Raw genomic sequence first — 18,082 nt, 5'->3', positions numbered from 1 at the left:
GATACCCTGATTGTATCCACAAATTATGATTAATCAATCTAATCAGCAGGACATCGGGCCGACTTCTCAGATAATGTTTCAGCCAGTCATCTTTCTATTTATTCACTAAGGCAATAGCTGGCAAAATTAATGGGCGAAGTTTCGGAATCCAGACCCATTCTATGCTTGCGAGACTGGATATCCTATAAGTTTATCAGATAGTGATGTTATCGCTTAAATGGTAAATTATCACCAGCATAGTTTTAAAAACTAATAATCTTATTGTTGTATCGTCATAAAAATAAAATGTTCCAACACAAACATTCTATTTTATCGATTTTATCATTATAAAATATTTCTAATCATTGTCATGGGCATATAAGTAAAGCATCAGTTTTAAATGAACAATAATATCCTCTGACCCACAACTCAAAATAAGGTTTAAAAATATCGCAGTTTAAATCAGTTTTGATAGCCGGATATTGCAAATAATAGCTAAGCCAATAGTCACAAGCTATTGAATAATATGCTTCACTCAGAATTGATAACAAGTCATTATTATCTATATAATCAGAAATATAATCACTCAATGCATCGTAAATATAGTCTTGCGTATCATCTATAGACTTATCAAGCTCTTCCCGTGATTTAACGATTTCCACATTTGTGATACCTGCCATTAATTCTGTAAACTCGTTATCATTATTATATTCTGATAATATCTTAATATTATTTATAAACTGATATCCGAGTTGCATTAGCTCTTCATCGGAACACACGATTGTTTCAGGCACAAAATATCCCGGAACAATTCCTTGCTTTAAACATTCACGAACCTTTTGTTCCACTAATTTATAAACAGGTAATATACGCTCTCTCAGCGAATCACCGTCAGGCAGAGGACTAAATACAGCTTCTACACCTGTCCCGTCAGGCATAAAACATTGAAAGATGCCATATAAATTATCTTCCAGATGCTCCGGATGATCGGCTTCTCCGATAAAATTTAAAGCTGGTATGGTTCGCAAATAATTAAAATACTCTAATTTTTCCATTATCATTCTCTGTTTTTATTTAATAAATTAATATTAATATCATGCATTTATACTGATTAGTTACTTACCTTTTCTGATGTATTTTATCGTCAAATTTGACGGTAAGATTGTGGTTAATCTGTGTGCTACTACAGGCACCAAGACCCGATATTAGTATACGCTGAACTGCAAAATAGTAACCATAACTGAAAAAATGAAATGAAGTAAGTAACTTTCTTTGCTGGTAGGTGCTCTGATACCGGTTACCTGCTGATTTACTTTTATCATCATGGATTTAATATCATCATTAATACCATTAATCTGATTTTTCTGACGGTCAGTGTTTTCTTACACTGTATGCACCATGACGAACATACATATTGCGTATTAAATATGGGGTATTAACGATCAGAAATATATGCAGTATCCCTGCAACAAAATGATAAAAAAATAAAAATAATTTCTTTATGTGCAATTTTTTTTGCACGCAAGTGCAATTTTCTGCGCCAAGTTTATTCAAAACCCTTTTGTCATATAAAATTTATTTTTATAAATCAATATTTTATTATTTTATTTTCATTATTCCAATCTGGTATACAAATTGCAATAGCAAAGTGGCTTGCTTTTAAGCATAGATGAATTTTTAACGTGTAACAAGGAGCCGTTGATGCAAACAAAATTAATCACTACCGATAAAATCCGGGATTTTCTTAAAGACGGTATGACGATTATGTTTGGCGGTTTTATGGGGTGTGGTACGCCGTCAAAGATTGTGAATGCAATTCTGGAATCGGGTATTAAGGATATAACACTTATCGGAAATGATACAGCTTTTGTAGACACTGGTGTCGGACCGCTGATTAACAATAATCAGGTCAGAAAAGTGATTACTTCCCATATTGGCACCAATCGTGAAACAGGCAGAAGAATGATTGCCGGTGAGATGGAAGTTGAGCTGGTACCTCAGGGTACGCTGGCTGAACGGATTCGCTGCGGCGGTGCCGGACTGGGCGGAGTTTTAACACCTACCGGAGTGGGTACGATTGTTGCTGAAGGCAAGAAAGTTTTATCAGTTAATAATCGTGAGTATTTACTTGAGCTGCCAATCCGTGCTGATTTAGCCATCATTCATGCGCATAAGGCTGATTACAACGGTAATCTGGTCTATCAGTATGCTGCACGTAATTTTAATCCGCTGATTGCTACCGCTGCTGACACGGTGATTGCTCAGGCTGATGAACTGGTAGAAGTCGGCCAGATACATCCTGATGCGGTGATGACACCGGCAGCATTAGTTGATTTTATGGTTAGCACTAACGATTAAGGAATAAAGACAATGGATAAAAAAGAATTAATTGCTCGCCGTGTTGCTCAGGAATTACGTAACGGGGATGTTGTTAATCTGGGGATTGGTTTACCAACTCAGGTGGTGAATTACTTGCCGGAAGGTATCAATATTACGCTGCAATCAGAAAATGGCTTTCTGGGGCTGGGGCCTAAAACAGTTGATGAACCAAATATTGTTAATGCAGGCGGTCAGCCTTGCGGCATTGTTCCCGGTGCGGCGATGTTTGACAGTGCATTTTCTTTTATGCTGATTCGCGGCGGTCATGTCGATGCCTGTGTGCTTGGCGGACTGGAAGTTGACCAGCATGCCAATCTGGCTAACTGGATGGTACCGGGCAAAATGGTGCCGGGTATGGGCGGTGCTATGGATCTGGTTACAGGTGCGAAAAAGGTAATTATTGCCATGGAACACTGTACTAAAACCGGTGAACCGAAAATATTGCCGGAATGCACTTTACCGCTTACTGCGAAAGGTAAAGTCAGCATGGTTATTACTGAGCTGGCTGTATTTGAATTTATAAACGGTCAAATGTATCTGATTGAAACCGCTGAGGGTGTAGATGTTGATACTGTAAAAGCGCATACCACGGCAGAGTTTATTGTTGCGGATAATCTGAAAACGATGTCCATTGCTACAGGGGCATAAGTTTTATGATTTCACGTTTATCCAGACATACGACTAATCTGGTCAGTAAATATCTGCCTGACCCGCTGATATTTGCTTTACTGCTTACTTTTATCATTTTTTTCATGGCCTGGGGATTAACTGATTCACAGCCTCTGGGTCTGATAAAAATGTGGGGGGACGGCTTCTGGAATTTGCTGGCCTTTGGTATGCAGATGGCCTTAATTGTGGTTACCGGCCATGCCTTAGCCAGCTCACCTCCGGTGAAATCTGTTCTGGTATCTATTGCCTCTCTGGCTAAAACTCCTACACAAGCAGCCATGCTGGTTACTTTTGTCGGCTGCATTGCCTGTATTTTAAACTGGGGGTTTGGTCTGGTTGTAGGTGCCATGCTGGCAAAGGAAGTGGCCAGACAGGTTAAGAATGTGGATTATGGCTTACTGATCGCCTGTGCTTATATTGCTTTTATGACATGGGGTGGCGGTTTGTCCGGATCAATGCCTTTAATGGCGGCAACTCCGGGGAATCCTGTTGCACACTTTATGATTAGTGACGCTAATCCGCAGGGTATTGTGCCGATTTCTCAGACCATGTTTTCAGCCAGTAATATTTTTATTACTTCTATGCTGATTATCTGTTTACCTCTTCTGGTGCGGTTTATGGTCAGAACTGACGGTAAAGTGAATGTGGTTAATCCTGAGCTGCTGGCTCCAGAACCTGATTTTCAGCGTAAGCTTGACCGGAAAACAGCTACCATAGCTGAAAAAATGGAAGAAAGTAAGCTGCTTTCTTTGCTAGTAGGTGCTCTGGGTATCAGTTATCTGCTGATTTACTTCTATCATAATGGTTTTAATATCACCATTAATACCGTTAACCTGATATTCCTGACTGCCGGTGTTTTGTTACACCGTACACCTATGGCATACATGCGTGCTGTCTCCAATGCAGCCAGAAGCACAGCCGGTATTATCATTCAGTTTCCGTTTTATGCGGGTATTCAGCTGATGATGGAACATTCCGGTCTGGGTGGTCTTATCACTGAATTTTTCATCAATATTGCCAGCAAGGATACCTTCCCTATCTGGACGTTCTTCAGCTCCGGCATTATTAATTTTGCCGTACCGTCAGGTGGCGGCCACTGGGTTATTCAAGGCCCGTTCGTGATTCCTGCCGCACAGGCTCTGGGTGCTGATTTAGGTAAATCTACGATGGCAATTGCCTACGGCGAACAATGGATGAATATGCTGCAACCATTCTGGGCATTACCTGCACTGGCTATTGCCGGTCTCGGGGTGCGTGACATTATGGGATATTGTATGACAGCGCTGATATTCACTACGCCGATATTCCTGATTGGTCTGTACTTTTTCTAGTTAAAAAAGGGAGTTTATTATGACAAAAACCGTAATCGTCAGTGCTGCACGCACCGCCATCGGCAGTTTTAATGGTTCACTTGCCTCTGTCAGTGCCATTAATTTGGGGAAAGTTGTTATTGACGAAGCTTTAAAACGTGCTGCACTGGATGCCGGTGCGGTAAATGAAGTGATTATGGGTAATGTGCTTCAGGCCGGACTGGGACAGAATCCTGCCCGGCAGGCTGCACTGAATGCAGGTATTCCCAGCAGCATACCGGCTTTTACTGTAAATAAGGTATGCGGCAGCGGACTTAAATCAATCGTACTGGCCACACAAAGTATTTTAACCGGTGACAATGATATTGTTGTCGCCGGCGGTATGGAAAATATGTCTCAGGCACCCTATCTGCTTGGCAGTAAAGCCCGCTGGGGGCTGAAAATGGGTAATGCCGAACTGTACGATACCATGGTGAATGACGGATTAACCTGTGCTACCAATCATTACCATATGGGAATTACGGCAGAAAATATTGCTGAACAATATTCTATCAGCCGTGAGGAACAGGACGAACTGGCACTGCGTTCTCAAAAGCTGGCTACGGAAGCTAATAACAATGGTGACTTTGAAGCAGAAATTGTTCCGGTCACCATCAGCTCACGCAAGGGCGATATTATCTTTAAACAGGATGAATATCCCAAAGCAGACAGCACGGCGGAAGGTCTGGCAAAACTCAGACCGGCGTTTAAAAAAGACGGTACAGTGACTGCGGGTAATTCTTCCGGTATTAATGACGGTGCCGCTGCTCTTGTGCTGATGTCAGAAACCAAAGCAAAAGAATTAGGCTTAAAACCACTGGCATATATTCGCAGCTATGCTTCTGGCGGCGTTGATCCGAGCATAATGGGAATGGGTCCGGTACCGGCAACCCGGCTGGCTTTACAAAAAGCAGCACTGCAGCTGTCTGATATCGATTTAATCGAAGCAAATGAAGCTTTTGCTGCTCAATTCCTCGGTGTCGGACGCGAGCTGAATTTTGATATGGACAAAACCAATATTCATGGTGGTGCCATTGCCCTGGGTCATCCTATTGGCGCCAGCGGTGCACGTATTCTGGTTACCCTGCTTTATTCCATGCTTCATCGTGATAAACAGCTGGGACTGGCAACATTATGCATTGGCGGCGGACAAGGTACGGCTGTTATTCTGGAACGCTGTTAATGATAATCCGGTCAAACTAAGAGTAATGTTTGGTTAACAGACATATGATTAGGTTAAACAGTCAGGTGGTAATGAGTTTATCCGATATCGCCTGACTTGTTAATTTGCATAATTCATCTGATAATTTAAAATTAATTCAGATAAATATTTTGGCTGTGTACCAGCCGGATATTAAAAATATTTTATTGATAATTATGGATATTTGAGCACTTATGAACACCAGCTTCCTTCAGCGCCTATATCCGGACCGAATCAGTGCCCGTATTTTTTTACTGGTGACCTTCCTATCCTGTTTTTCAATTTTTGTCTGTGCCGTTCTAATTGATAAAGAAGGGCGCGAACTTCTCAAACAGGAAAAAAGCCATAAACTTTATGCTATTACCAAAACTCTGGATTTGCTTTTAGGTGATGCTTACCAGCAGGTGGATAAAAGCCTGCCCCGAACACAACAAATTACCCAGCTTAATCAGTATCTCTCTCCTAAAATTGAACCGCTGCTGAAAAACATGCCGAATATTGCAGCCGGTTATTATCATAAACAATTAGATGCCATTGTGTTGTATGCCCCGCAGTCAGCCTATAGTGTGAATGTTGGTAAATCTATTCCGGCTGAGCATAAAGGGCGTGAAGTCATGGCCAGCGGCCGGCATATGATTGAAACCGGACAGCAAGTCCGCGGCAATATCATGAATGCCATGATTCCCATTGTGCGCAATAATCAGATAATTGGCTATATCTGGGCTAATGAAACTTTGGATGACATTGAAAAACAGGCGTTTGTATTTGATAAAAATGTCATTATTATCAGCCTGATCTGTATGCTGAGCTGTATTTGTATTGCTTCTGTTTTATCCAGAAAACTGAATACTGATATCAATATAATCAAACAAGGGCTGGAAAAACTCCCCTTCTCGCTGGACAGTCGTCTGCCAGTTATACGCGGTGAGCTGAATGAAATTGTCAGCGGAATTAACAGTCTGGCCGAAAAGCTCAGAAAAACCAAAACCATCAACGAGCTGATTCTGGAAAACACACTGGATGCAGTTATTACTGTGGATAATAATGGCTTTATTACCATGTTAAATCCGGCTGCAGAAAAAATCACCGGCTATCAGCTGGAACAAGTCCTTGGCCGGCCATATTCAACCATAGTTGATGATAAAAATTTTCAAAGTCCTTTACTGGATACTTTATATAATGGTATCGATCATGTCGGTGTGGAAGTAGATTTCCCGGTTGCCCGGCAAATTATCCGAATCTCAGCCAGCACCAGCCATCTGAAAGATTATCAGGGCAATATTATTGGTGCCGTCGTTATTTTTAAAGATATCACCGAACGGGAAGAAGTAGAAAAGTTAATCCAGCAAACCGAACGTCTGGTGGCACTGGGCGAGCTGATGGCAGGCATTGCCCATGAAATCCGCAATCCGCTGGCTGCAGTACGCGGTTTCGTGCAATATCTGCAAAATGATTTACCCCGTGCTGAGCAAAATGAATATCTTGAGATTATTCTGAAAGAAGTGGATTCGATTAATCAGGTTATTCAGCAGCTACTTGATTTCTCAGTACCCTCAAAAAATTATTATGTTTCGGTGCAATTAAACGACCTGATTAATGAAGTGCTGGTACTGGTTAATTCATCTCACCGCTCAAATAACATCGTCCTGACTCTTTCATTAGCCAGCCAGTTACCGCCATTGTATCTGGATAAAGAATTAATCAAACAGGCAATACTGAATTTATTAATCAATGCCATTCAGGCAGTCAGTGATCAGGGCAAAATTGAAATCTCTACATTATTGTCTGCTAACCAAAAGTATCAGTTAATCCGGATAAAGGATGATGGTGAAGGCATTAAAAGCGAAATAATGGATAAAATCTTTACACCATTTTTTACCACTAAAATTTCTGGTACCGGACTGGGTCTGGCCATGGTAGAGAAAATAGTTTCCTCACATAAAGGGCAAATTAGCATTAAAAATAATGAGCACAGCAATGGTGTTACGGTTGAAGTAGCACTTCCCGTTAACTGATACACAATAATCCGGAATTTATGTCAGAAAAAATCTTAATTGTCGAAGATGAATTAAATCTGCGCAAACTGTTATCTATTTTTTTATCGCAGGAACATTATCAGGTTATTGCTGTTGATAATGCAGAAGACGCTATTGAAACCTTAGAACAGCAGCCGGTTGATTTAATTTTAATGGATAATCGCCTGCCTCAGATGAGCGGGCTGGAAGCACTGAAAATAATTAAACAGAACAATACGGATATATCCATCATCCTTATGACCGCCTATGCCGGTGTGGATACGGCGGTAGAAGCATTAAAACTCGGTGCAATTGACTATATTGTCAAACCCTTTGACCTGAATGAACTCAAAGCACTGATAAAACGTACTCTGGAGTTGAGCAAAGCTAAAAAAGAGGGAATGGATTTATCGCCAAAAATAGAATTATTCAGCTCGGATAATAAGGGTCATATTCTGACTAACAGCCCGAATATGATGGAACTGTGCCGCAATATTGCCAAAATTTCACAAACCAAAACCACCGTATTAATTACTGGTGAAAGCGGTACGGGTAAAGAATTAGTCGCCAAAACCATTCATTATTACAGTACCCGCTCAACCGGCCCGTTTATCAAAGTAAACTGTGGTGCATTACCGGAAACCTTACTGGAAAGTACTTTATTCGGGCATGAAAAAGGATCATTTACCGGTGCTTATCAACGCCAGATTGGTTTATTTGAGCGTGCACACCAAGGGACACTTTTTCTGGATGAAGTAGCTGAAATGTCAACCAATCTTCAGGTTAAGCTTCTGCGGGTAATCCAGGAAAGAGAATTCGAACCAATCGGTGGCAGCAGATTAATTAAAACTGATTTCAGGCTGATTGCCGCTACCAATCGTAGCCTTCAGGATATGATCAGCACTGGTGAATTCCGCGAAGATTTATTCTACAGACTGAACGTAATGGAATTAAGCTTACCACCCTTACGCGACCGGAAAAATGATGTCATGCTGCTGGCGCGCTATTTTGCCAATCAGTTTTGCCATGAAAATAATAAGGAGTTACTGGATTTTTCGATTAGTGCGGTAGAAGTACTTAATCAATACCCATGGCCGGGCAATGTGCGTGAATTGTCTAATGCCATCGAACATGCAGTAGTCATGTCCAACGGACTGTTTATCTATCCGCAAGATTTGCCCGCACAAATTATTGCTCATAAAAAAACACCTGATTTTCATCCTGATTTTAGTGAAGATGAACAGCTGGGTGCCACCTTGAAAGAAAAAGTCAAAATTTATGAGAAAGAATTAATCATTAATGAATTGAGACTGAATAACGGTCACCGGGAAAATACTGCCCGCTCACTAGGCGTCAGCAAAAGAACATTATTATATAAAATGCAGGAATACGAGATTGTAGAGACCATTAATTAAATCACATTAACTCAGTTCCATGAATACCGGTTCCTGATATTCCCATATTTATTACCACGGCAAATATCAGCCTGTCATCAGACAATCAATATACAGGCGTTTACTGAACGCTTTACGCGAATGCAATTAATGATAGCGATGGAAAATAGAATTTATCATAAGCGGATAAAGCATGCTGCCCTACCCGCTGATCAGATTGTTATATGACTGCCGAAAACCAATTGCATTACTTCGCGCACTTTATTTGATAGTCATAATCAACAATCAAAGGCGCATGATCAGAAAATTTTTCTTCTTTATAGATCGTAGCAGTTTGTGCACAGGCAGCCAGTGCTGGCGTAGCCATCTGATAATCAATACGCCAGCCTACATCTTTGGCATAAGCCTGGCCGCGATTGCTCCACCAGGTATAACCGGGAATCTCAGGATACAGCGTACGCCAGATATCTACCCAGCCAAGCTCATTGATAATCTGGCTCAGCCATTCACGCTCTTCCGGCAAAAAACCGGAATTTTTCAGATTGCCGCGCCAGTTTTTTAAATCAATATTCTGGTGCGCTATATTCCAGTCGCCACAGATTACGATATCGCGCTGTAAGGCCTGCAATTCGCGCAGAACCGGTAAAAATTTATCCAGAAAACAGAATTTAGCCTGCTGCCGCTCTTCCGAACTGCTTCCGGACGGCAAATACACAGAGATAACACTGAGCTTGCCAAAATCAGCACGTACATAGCGGCCTTCATGATCAAAATCTTCCCATCCTAAGCCGATTTGTACATCATCAGGCTGCTGTTTACTGTAAATTGCCACACCACTATAGCCGCGTTTCACTGCGGTATGCCACGCACCATACATGCCCAGCGGATGCTTCATCTGCTCAGTCATATCGGCTTCCTGGGCTTTTAACTCCTGAACACACACAATATCAGCCTGTGCCTGCGCCAGATAATCAATAAAACCCTTACTGGTAGCTGAACGTATTCCGTTTACATTGGCTGAAATAATGCGCATCCGCATGTCCTTTCGATTAATGATAAAATTTACATCTTAAAATTTTTAATCTGCCATTTTACCATTAAGGATCATTATGTCTGATTTCCGTCAGGATTTTCTGCACTTCGCTCTGCAACAGCATGTTTTAAAATTTGGCCAGTTCACAACCAAAGCCGGCAGACAATCACCTTATTTTTTCAATGCCGGACTGTTTAACGATGGCTATAGTATTCTGCAATTGGCACGTTTTTATGCACGCTCGATTCTTGCCAGCGGTATTGAATTTGATATGCTGTTCGGACCGGCCTATAAAGGCATTATTCTGGCCGCAGCAACAGCCATGATGCTGGCGGAAGAAGGGCGTAATGTACCATATGCCTATAACCGTAAAGAAGCAAAAGACCATGGCGAAGGTGGCGTACTGGTTGGTGCACCGCTTAAAGGTCGTGTACTGATTATAGATGATGTTATTTCAGCCGGTACTTCTGTACGTGAATCGGTTGCCATCATTCAGCATGAAGGCGCGGTTACCGCAGGTGTAGCCATTGCACTTGACCGGATGGAAAAAGGTCAGGGAAATCAATCTGCCGTTCAGGAAGTCGAACAACAGTATCAAATACCGGTAACGGCCATTGCCACATTAGAAGATTTACTGCTGTTATTAGAAAATGACTCAACACTGGCTGATTATCGCCAGCCGGTAGCAGATTACCGCCGTCAATATGGCGTGTAAATTTTGTCTGGTTCTGGCAAAACAGATTGCCAGAATAGTTCAAACAACCTTATGTTTAACAAATGATTTCTTTTTAACCCTATTAAACAGATGAATAGATGAATGTTGAGCAATTACTGAATCACTATGGCTATCTGGCCATATTTATCGGCAGCATTCTTGAAGGTGAAACCATACTGACCCTGGCCGGCTTTTTCGTACACAAAGGCTATTTATTATTTGTGCCTTCAATCCTGTGTGCGGCAGCTGGCGGGATGCTGGGAGACCAGATATGTTTTTTGCTCGGCCGTTATTATGGTAAACACCTATTGCAGCATTTCCCTAAACTGGATCCGATGGTAGCCAAAACTGATCGTTTGCTGTGTAAACACAGCTCTGTCATTATTATCGGGGTACGCTTCATGTATGGTTTGCGTATTGCCGGCCCGATTGCCATCGGTATGAGTAAAGTAACATTCCATCGGTTTCTGTTATTTAATGCATTGGGTGCTTTACTCTGGGCAACCATCATCGTTAGTTTTGGTTATCTGTTCGGACAATCAGCACAATGGCTGTTTGCAGAGTTTCAACAATACACTAAACTGCTTTTTGTTGTTATTCTGATAGTAGCTGTATTTGCTTTGCTGATATACTGGTATATCAAACGACATCGTAATAAATAAAACAGAAACAAAAACGGCTTTTAAGCAAAATCAGTAATTAAATAATTATGCAAATCTGATTGCAAATACAAAGTACAAATGTATTTTATTTCAATAATTAACTGGTTAGATTTACCGGATACAAAAAACAAACCCCGCTGCTGCGGGGTTTTTTCCAAAATCAGCTACAAAGCCTGATTAGAAAGTATGTTTCAGACCAACACCAAATGCAGTAGTTTTGGTTTTACCTTTACCCACCATGATGGGCTCGTCGTTCGGTCCCACACCCCCAAAATCATCGGGACCGTTACCTTCACGCAACCAGCCTGCCTGTACATTTGCAGTAGTACGTTTAGAGAAGGAATAATCAGCACCAATTACGATCTGATCGTATTTGGTATTTTTATCTTTACTACCGTCAGTTTTAACATCCCAGCCATGAGCATAAGTCAGTTTCGGGAAAATATTACCAAAGTGATAACCAACAGTTAAAACAGCTTCCTGCCCACTATTATCTGTGACTACATTATGATCGCCAACTGGAGCGATTGCCTCAATGCCAGTCTGATCTGCATTTAGACGAGAAGGGTGAATACCATTTACATATTCACTATAGGAACCAGTATTTTTGCTATATTGATAACCCACACCTACAAACAGATTATTAGCATCATAACCAGCTTCAATACGATGTACCTGACCATCTTTAAATTCATTTTTACCTTCTTCATTAAGTAAAGCAGCTGAATTTTTCAGGTAATCAAAACCATATTTTGCGTAATATCCGGCATTGTGATAATTCAGACCAAGACTGTATTTATCACCTGCACCCATGTTATAGTCATACTCTTTATTCCGCTCACCAGCATTAACATTATCGCGCGGAGAATATAATACGTTGAAGTTGAAACCAGACCATTCCGGAGAATCATAGGCAATACCTACATAACGCTGACCAGTGCGGGTAAATTTACCCAAACCCAGTGCTTGGTTGTTGTATTCCCATGGATCAACAGTATCCATATTGGCCTTCATCTGGTTACTGATGCGACCGGCGCGAAACTTACCATATGGAGTTTCCAAACCTATGAAAGAGTCACGGTTAGCCCAGCTATCACCCTTATCATTGCTGTTACCCAAATGAATAGCAGATTCAACCTGCCAGATAACTTTCAAGCCATGTTCCAGATCTTCAGAACCCTTTAAGCCGATACGTGAACCATAGTCGGCAATACCATTCTGGTACGGACCACGGCTGTCACTACCGTATTTCGTAGAAGAAGCTTCATAGCCTGCTTTCATTTGACCATACAAAACAACCTCAGCCATAGAAGCAACCGGCAGAGCGGTTAAGGCCAAAGCAATCAGGGTTTTTTTCATTATAGTATTCCTTGTCTAAACATCAAAAATACAAACCTCAAAACTTTAATGCAGCGCTTTTGAAGTTTACATCAATCGTCATATGACGGACTCTCAAAATATACTGGTTGGGTAATAAAAAAGCAAACAATGACTTTTGATTAATCAATCCGGGAAATTTCTATTATTAAAGATTAGGTTAAATAAGCATCAGAAACGTATTTAAATGCAGATTAAATACTTTATTTTGATTATAAAAACCATTTAAATATACATATTTTAACAAATCTTAATAATTTTCTTTGTTAAAGGATATTTATTTAAATTTTCGAAATTATTATTAAATAAAGTTATTTACAACAACAAAAATAAATGCGTATGGATAATCTTGACAGAATCAACAATCAGAATTTAGGTTATTTATTTTATGATTTTAGAATTTAAACATATTGTATTTATATTTTCAAATATTGCTTAATTCTTATTTTATTAACATTTTTGTAATATATTAAAAAAGTAATTTATAGATATTTTATTTTAATCCAGTAGTATTACTATTTTTAATATCTTCCACAATTACTCTTTATTCAAGTCTCTTAATACAGATATCATGGGTAGTCATTCCACAGCATAGATATATGTGCAGATCATCTAATCTGCTTTACTCTTTAAGAGCCTGAGCACACAACCTTACTAAGATCGTTGGCCAAATAATTCAATTTTAAATCAACCCCGCTTACATTTTATCTCATTATACAGACATCATGTTTTCACTATAAAATAATCCCTGATTGAATTGTTATTCAATCAGGGATTAAATTTAAATTCTAATTAATCAGAATTAAGCGCTAATTAGAAAGTGTGTTTCAGACCAACGCCGAAAGCGGTAGTTTTTGTTTTACCATTATTGTAAAACTCATCCTTCACGCTGTCATACTCGTAACCACGACCTTCACGCAACCAGCCTGCCTGTACATTTGCAGTAGTACGTTTAGAGAAAGCATAATCAGCACCAATTACGATCTGATCGTATTTGGTATTTTTCTCTTTAGTACCATTTATTTTAGCATCCCAGCCATGAGCATAGGAAATTTTCGGGAAGATGTTACCAAAATGGTAGCCAACAGTCAGAGCAGCTTCCTGACCTTGATTAGAGATACCCATTTTATGTTCACCAGACTTTAAATCTGAAGCGGGGATGCCGGCAATTGAAACAATTGACCCTGCAATTTCATCACCAAGTTCATTCACGTGATTATTATAAGATTCAGCATTTTTAGTGTATTGATATCCAACACCTACAAACCAGTTATTAGCATCATAGCCGCCTTCAAAACGATGTACCTGACCATCCTTGCGGCTAGCATTAATTAGCAAATCACCAGTATTAGGATTTTCGGTGATACTGTTAACATGGATAGCAGAATTTTTCAGGTAGTCAAAACCGTATTTAGCAAACCAGCCAGAGTTTTTGTAGTTCAAACCCAAGCTGTATTTATCACCAGAGTGAATAAAGTGCTCGCCTTTACGATCCTTATCGTAACCATTTACATTATCGCGCGGAGAGTACAATAAGTTGAAGCTGAAACCAGCCCATTCCGGAGAATCATAAGCGATACCTACATAACGGGCATCAGTACGGGTGAATTTACCCAGACCCAGTGCTTCATTGTTATATTCCCAGGTATCAATATCATCCATATTAGCATTCATCTGGTTGCTGATGCGACCAGCACGAACCTTACCATATGGAGTTTCCAAACCTATGAAAGAGTCACGGGTTGCCCAGCTATCACCATCATCATTGCTGTTACCCAAATGAATGCGGGATTCAACCTGCCAGATAACTTTCAAGCCATGTTCCAGATCTTCAGAACCTTTAATACCGATACGTGAACCATAATCAGCTATACCATTCTGGTACGGACCGCGATCATTACCGGTGGTCTTATTAGAAAAAGCTTCATAGCCAGCTTTTACTTGACCGTATAAAACAACCTCAGCCATAGCGGCAACCGGCAAAGTGGTCAAAGCCAAAGCAATCAGGGTTTTTTTCATTGCTGTATTCCTTTTCTATGTCGAAAAAACAAACTTCAAAAACCTAATAAGCATTTAAAGTTTTGCATTAATCGCCGCGTTAGCGATTTCATGGCTGTTAATATAATGCTTCAGTTGCAAAAAAACAAATTCATTTGCAAACACACAACACTTTTCAACAGCCTTTCAGCGGCAACCAATAGATAAATAACTATATTAATCAATAAATTCAATGCATTATAAAAATAATAATACATTAATATAAAATACATTCTGCGTTTAAATGTGTTGTAGTTTTTCAACACAATAACTGAATTCAATAATCAACCAGAACAATCACTAAAACAGAATTAATCGGTTAGCAATTATATCAAGCTTTTTACAAATTCGTTCTGACCGGTTCCCTGTATTAAACGATATCATTTTAAGATTAACGCATTCTATAAACATTAAACACTGTTTTTAATTCAGCAAATATCCGAATCAAAAATACGGATTACGATCAGACATAAATCAATCTTGCTATATCCTGGTTTCAATCTGTTCCAATGCTGCAGGTGTGATTATTGTATTATCTGCTTTGTCCGGCACAATATCCTTACGCCGCAATTTAGGCTGTTCCTGCACTGTATCAATGGCATTAGTGGTAAATACTGCTTTATCTGCATTGGTTTCAACCAGTATCAGCCCGCCTTGACGGGCAATATGGCTTAGATTGATATCTGCCACTGCCTCCGTAACCGCCACTTCTGACGAAGTTATATCTGATTCTCTAGTCTGGGTAACAGCTTCTGTATCCACAACGATTGCTTTATCAACAGCAGCTGTCTGCAGCGCCTGCTCTGGCTGCGCAAGAACCCGGGCAATAGCCTGTTCTACCAGTGCTACTGCTTGTTGCACCATCATATCATCAGTTTCAGGGATCGGTTCAGAATATGGTACAGCAATGTTATTGAGTTTTTTTTCAGGATTCAGTACATGCTCTGCAGTCAGTTGTATTTGAGCAGTGATGGTCCGGATATCAATATTCCGGCTGATTTTCCTGGCAGAGATAATGTAACTGCGTTTTTTCTTGCCATTCTGCCGACGACTGTTTTTGTCATGCCGTGTTTTATGCCGTTCATTTTTCGACTCAGTATCCGCCAGGGTAATAATCAGGGGATCATTAACCTGAATTCCGTCAGTGGTACTAATGGTATTTACATTCTGCACCGGGGTGTCATTTTTACCTGATGCCCGCTGACGACGTCTGCGCGAAGTATTCTGTTCCTGTTTAAAGCCACTTTTTTCCTGAGCAGCATCAGCCGACATATCTGATTGAGCATTCGCATATCTGTCGGCACGCTTTTCTTCACGCCGGTTGCGGTTTTCACTGGCTGACCGGTTGGTGAGTGCTGAATCGGCCGGTGTTTTAGCTTCATTTACAGTCTGAGCTTTTTGCGCTGAGTTGTTATTTTTAGCCAGCCGGCCGGCACGTGCCTGACGGCGTTCTTGTGTCTGGGATTTCTGATTTTTTTTCTGATGCGTGGTTTTGACGGTTTTTTCTGCCGCCGCACGATCTGCCGTGGCAGATTCAACCGCTTTTCCGCCCAGCAGATTACCCAGCCAGCCGGTCAGTTTTTTCCACATACCTGTTGATTCGGTTTTACCTGCAGTGGTCTTCTCAATAACCGGGGCAGGCTGAGTATGATGAATCCCTTTAACAGCAGCCTCTGGCTTAACTGGTTTATTCTGACCAATAGAAAAAGGCAGTTCGCCAATATTTTCCGGTTCCTGTACCTGATGGTAGCTGGGGACGGTATTTTCTTCCACATTATCGGTACGTACACGGGTCACGCTGTAATGCGGATTTTCCAGATGAATATTCGGAATCAGCAATACACATACATCCAGACGCTCTTCCAGACCAAACAGTTCAGCACGTTTTTCATTCAGCAGAAAAGTAGCCACATCCACCGGTACCTGTACCCGTACTTCGGCTGTGTTGTCTTTCATTGATTCTTCCTGAATGATGCGCAGGATATGTAATGCAGTTGATTCAATACTGCGGATAAAACCAGTGCCGGCACAGCGAGGGCAAATGGTATGACTGCTTTCTCCCAATGATGGTTTTAGGCGCTGTCTGGATAATTCCATTAAACCAAAGCGGGACAATTTAGCCATTTGTACCCGGGCACGGTCTTTTTTCAGTGCTTCACGCAGGGTGATTTCTACATCACGCTGATTTTTACTGTTCTCCATATCAATGAAGTCAATAACCACCAGTCCGCCCAGGTCACGCACACGCATCTGTCGTGCAACCTCTTCTGCGGCCTCCATATTGGTTTTGAAAGCAGTATCTTCAATATCTGCACCACGGGTTGCTCTGGCAGAGTTCACATCTATGGATACCAGCGCTTCGGTGTGGTCGATAACTATCGCTCCTCCGGATGGAAGGGCGACTTCTCGTGAAAATGCAGATTCGATCTGCTGCTCTATCTGAAAACGGGAAAACAGTGGGATATGATCGGTATAATGCCGCAGCCGGTTGATATAGGCAGGCATCACGTAAGACATAAATTCACGGATCTGATCATAAACTTCCTGAGAATCAATCAGAATTTCCCCGATATCTGGCTGGAAATAATCGCGAATGGCACGAATAAGTAAGGAACTTTCCATAAACAGCAGGTAAGGTTCACTATGCTGCTGCGCCGCCTGCTCAATTGCCCGCCACAACTGAATCAGATAATTAAGATCCCACTGTAATTCTTCGGTACTGCGTCCAATACCGGCTGTACGTGCAATCAGGCTCATTCCGCGCGGTGTATCAAGCTCACTCATTGCCTGCTTGAGTTCCTGCCGGTCTTCTCCTTCAATACGACGGGAAACACCGCCGCCACGCGGATTGTTCGGCATCAATACCAGATAGCGCCCGGCCAGACTGACAAAAGTGGTCAGAGCTGCGCCTTTATTACCGCGCTCATCTTTTTCCACCTGTACAATGACTTCTATACCTTCTGTAAGTACATCCTGAATCCGGACACGACCGCCTTCATAATTCTGAAAATAGCTGCGTGAGATTTCTTTAAATGGTAAAAAACCATGACGATCTGTGCCATAGTCTACAAAACATGCTTCCAGAGAAGGTTCGATACGGGTAATGACACCTTTATAGATATTACCTTTACGCTGCTCTTTTCCCAGCGTTTCGATGTCAAGGTCAAGCAGACTTTGCCCATCCACAATAGCCACACGCAGCTCTTCTGCCTGTGTAGCGTTGAATAACATTCGTTTCATGAGAACCTCGTTATGTGCACTGACGAGGCGTG

At 41.2% G+C, this 18,082-nt stretch carries 14 protein-coding genes; 9 read left to right on the top strand and 5 right to left on the bottom strand.

The window, feature by feature from the left end:
- Positions 1 to 347: 347 nt before the first annotated feature.
- The gene (locus H3T84_RS00665; RefSeq protein ID WP_198217126.1) at positions 348 to 1,034 is read right to left on the bottom strand and encodes a hypothetical protein; all 687 of its coding nucleotides are present in this window, start codon (positions 1,032 to 1,034) and stop codon (positions 348 to 350) included.
- 246 nt (positions 1,035 to 1,280) lie between these two features.
- On the opposite strand from H3T84_RS00665, the gene H3T84_RS12360 reads away from it, so the two are divergent.
- The 7 genes from H3T84_RS12360 to H3T84_RS00630 all read left to right on the top strand — a co-directional run bounded on the left by H3T84_RS12360 (position 1,281) and on the right by H3T84_RS00630 (position 9,007).
- A complete protein-coding gene (locus H3T84_RS12360; protein WP_198217746.1) occupies positions 1,281 to 1,418 on the top strand; it encodes a TIGR00366 family protein in 138 nt (45 codons plus the stop codon).
- Between the two features lie 262 nt (positions 1,419 to 1,680).
- Complete coding sequence (gene atoD, locus H3T84_RS00655) at positions 1,681 to 2,337, top strand: acetate CoA-transferase subunit alpha (protein ID WP_025331310.1); 657 nt, start codon at positions 1,681 to 1,683, stop codon at positions 2,335 to 2,337.
- 12 nt (positions 2,338 to 2,349) lie between these two features.
- Positions 2,350 to 3,006: a 3-oxoacid CoA-transferase subunit B gene (locus H3T84_RS00650; RefSeq protein ID WP_025331311.1), complete on the top strand. Its 657-nt coding sequence runs from the start codon at positions 2,350 to 2,352 to the stop codon at positions 3,004 to 3,006.
- 5 nt (positions 3,007 to 3,011) lie between these two features.
- Positions 3,012 to 4,358 (top strand): TIGR00366 family protein, encoded by a 1,347-nt coding sequence (locus tag H3T84_RS00645; protein WP_025331312.1) that lies wholly within the window; start codon positions 3,012 to 3,014, stop codon positions 4,356 to 4,358.
- 19 nt (positions 4,359 to 4,377) lie between these two features.
- Positions 4,378 to 5,559 carry an acetyl-CoA C-acetyltransferase gene (locus tag H3T84_RS00640; RefSeq protein ID WP_198217124.1) on the top strand — a complete coding sequence of 394 codons (1,182 nt, stop codon included), beginning with the start codon at positions 4,378 to 4,380 and terminating at the stop codon, positions 5,557 to 5,559.
- Positions 5,560 to 5,771: 212 nt separating this feature from the next.
- Positions 5,772 to 7,592, top strand: coding sequence for a two-component system sensor histidine kinase AtoS (atoS, locus tag H3T84_RS00635; RefSeq protein WP_198217122.1), 1,821 nt, complete (start codon positions 5,772 to 5,774; stop codon positions 7,590 to 7,592).
- A 20-nt stretch (positions 7,593 to 7,612) separates the two neighbouring features.
- On the top strand, positions 7,613 to 9,007 hold the full coding sequence (locus tag H3T84_RS00630; protein ID WP_198208726.1) for a sigma 54-interacting transcriptional regulator: 1,395 nt from the start codon (positions 7,613 to 7,615) through the stop codon (positions 9,005 to 9,007).
- A gap of 226 nt (positions 9,008 to 9,233) precedes the next feature.
- Here H3T84_RS00630 and H3T84_RS00625 read toward each other — a convergent pair whose 3' ends face one another.
- Positions 9,234 to 10,019 (bottom strand): exodeoxyribonuclease III, encoded by a 786-nt coding sequence (locus H3T84_RS00625; RefSeq protein WP_198217120.1) that lies wholly within the window; start codon positions 10,017 to 10,019, stop codon positions 9,234 to 9,236.
- A 76-nt stretch (positions 10,020 to 10,095) separates the two neighbouring features.
- On the opposite strand from H3T84_RS00625, the gene pyrE reads away from it, so the two are divergent.
- Together pyrE and H3T84_RS00615 are read left to right on the top strand one after the other, a co-directional pair.
- A complete protein-coding gene (gene pyrE / locus H3T84_RS00620) occupies positions 10,096 to 10,734 on the top strand; it encodes an orotate phosphoribosyltransferase (RefSeq protein ID WP_025331317.1) in 639 nt (212 codons plus the stop codon).
- A 98-nt stretch (positions 10,735 to 10,832) separates the two neighbouring features.
- The gene (locus tag H3T84_RS00615) at positions 10,833 to 11,396 is read left to right on the top strand and encodes a DedA family protein (protein ID WP_084562686.1); all 564 of its coding nucleotides are present in this window, start codon (positions 10,833 to 10,835) and stop codon (positions 11,394 to 11,396) included.
- 177 nt (positions 11,397 to 11,573) lie between these two features.
- On the opposite strand, the gene H3T84_RS00610 is transcribed toward H3T84_RS00615, so the two are convergent.
- The 3 genes from H3T84_RS00610 to H3T84_RS00600 form a co-directional block, all read right to left on the bottom strand.
- A complete protein-coding gene (locus H3T84_RS00610; protein WP_198217118.1) occupies positions 11,574 to 12,755 on the bottom strand; it encodes a porin in 1,182 nt (393 codons plus the stop codon).
- Positions 12,756 to 13,586: 831 nt separating this feature from the next.
- Entirely contained in the window at positions 13,587 to 14,792 is a 1,206-nt protein-coding gene (locus H3T84_RS00605) for a porin (protein WP_198217116.1), read from the bottom strand.
- Between the two features lie 501 nt (positions 14,793 to 15,293).
- Positions 15,294 to 18,050, bottom strand: a complete 2,757-nt coding sequence (locus tag H3T84_RS00600) for an Rne/Rng family ribonuclease (protein WP_198217114.1) — start codon at positions 18,048 to 18,050, stop codon at positions 15,294 to 15,296.
- Between the last annotated feature and the right edge of the window lie 32 nt (positions 18,051 to 18,082).

It is taken from the genome of Snodgrassella sp. M0110, from assembly GCF_016101465.1.
GTDB classification, from domain to species: domain Bacteria; phylum Pseudomonadota; class Gammaproteobacteria; order Burkholderiales; family Neisseriaceae; genus Snodgrassella; species Snodgrassella alvi.
Note: the sequence above shows the minus strand (reverse complement) of the source record. Positions and strands in the feature narration are given on the sequence as shown.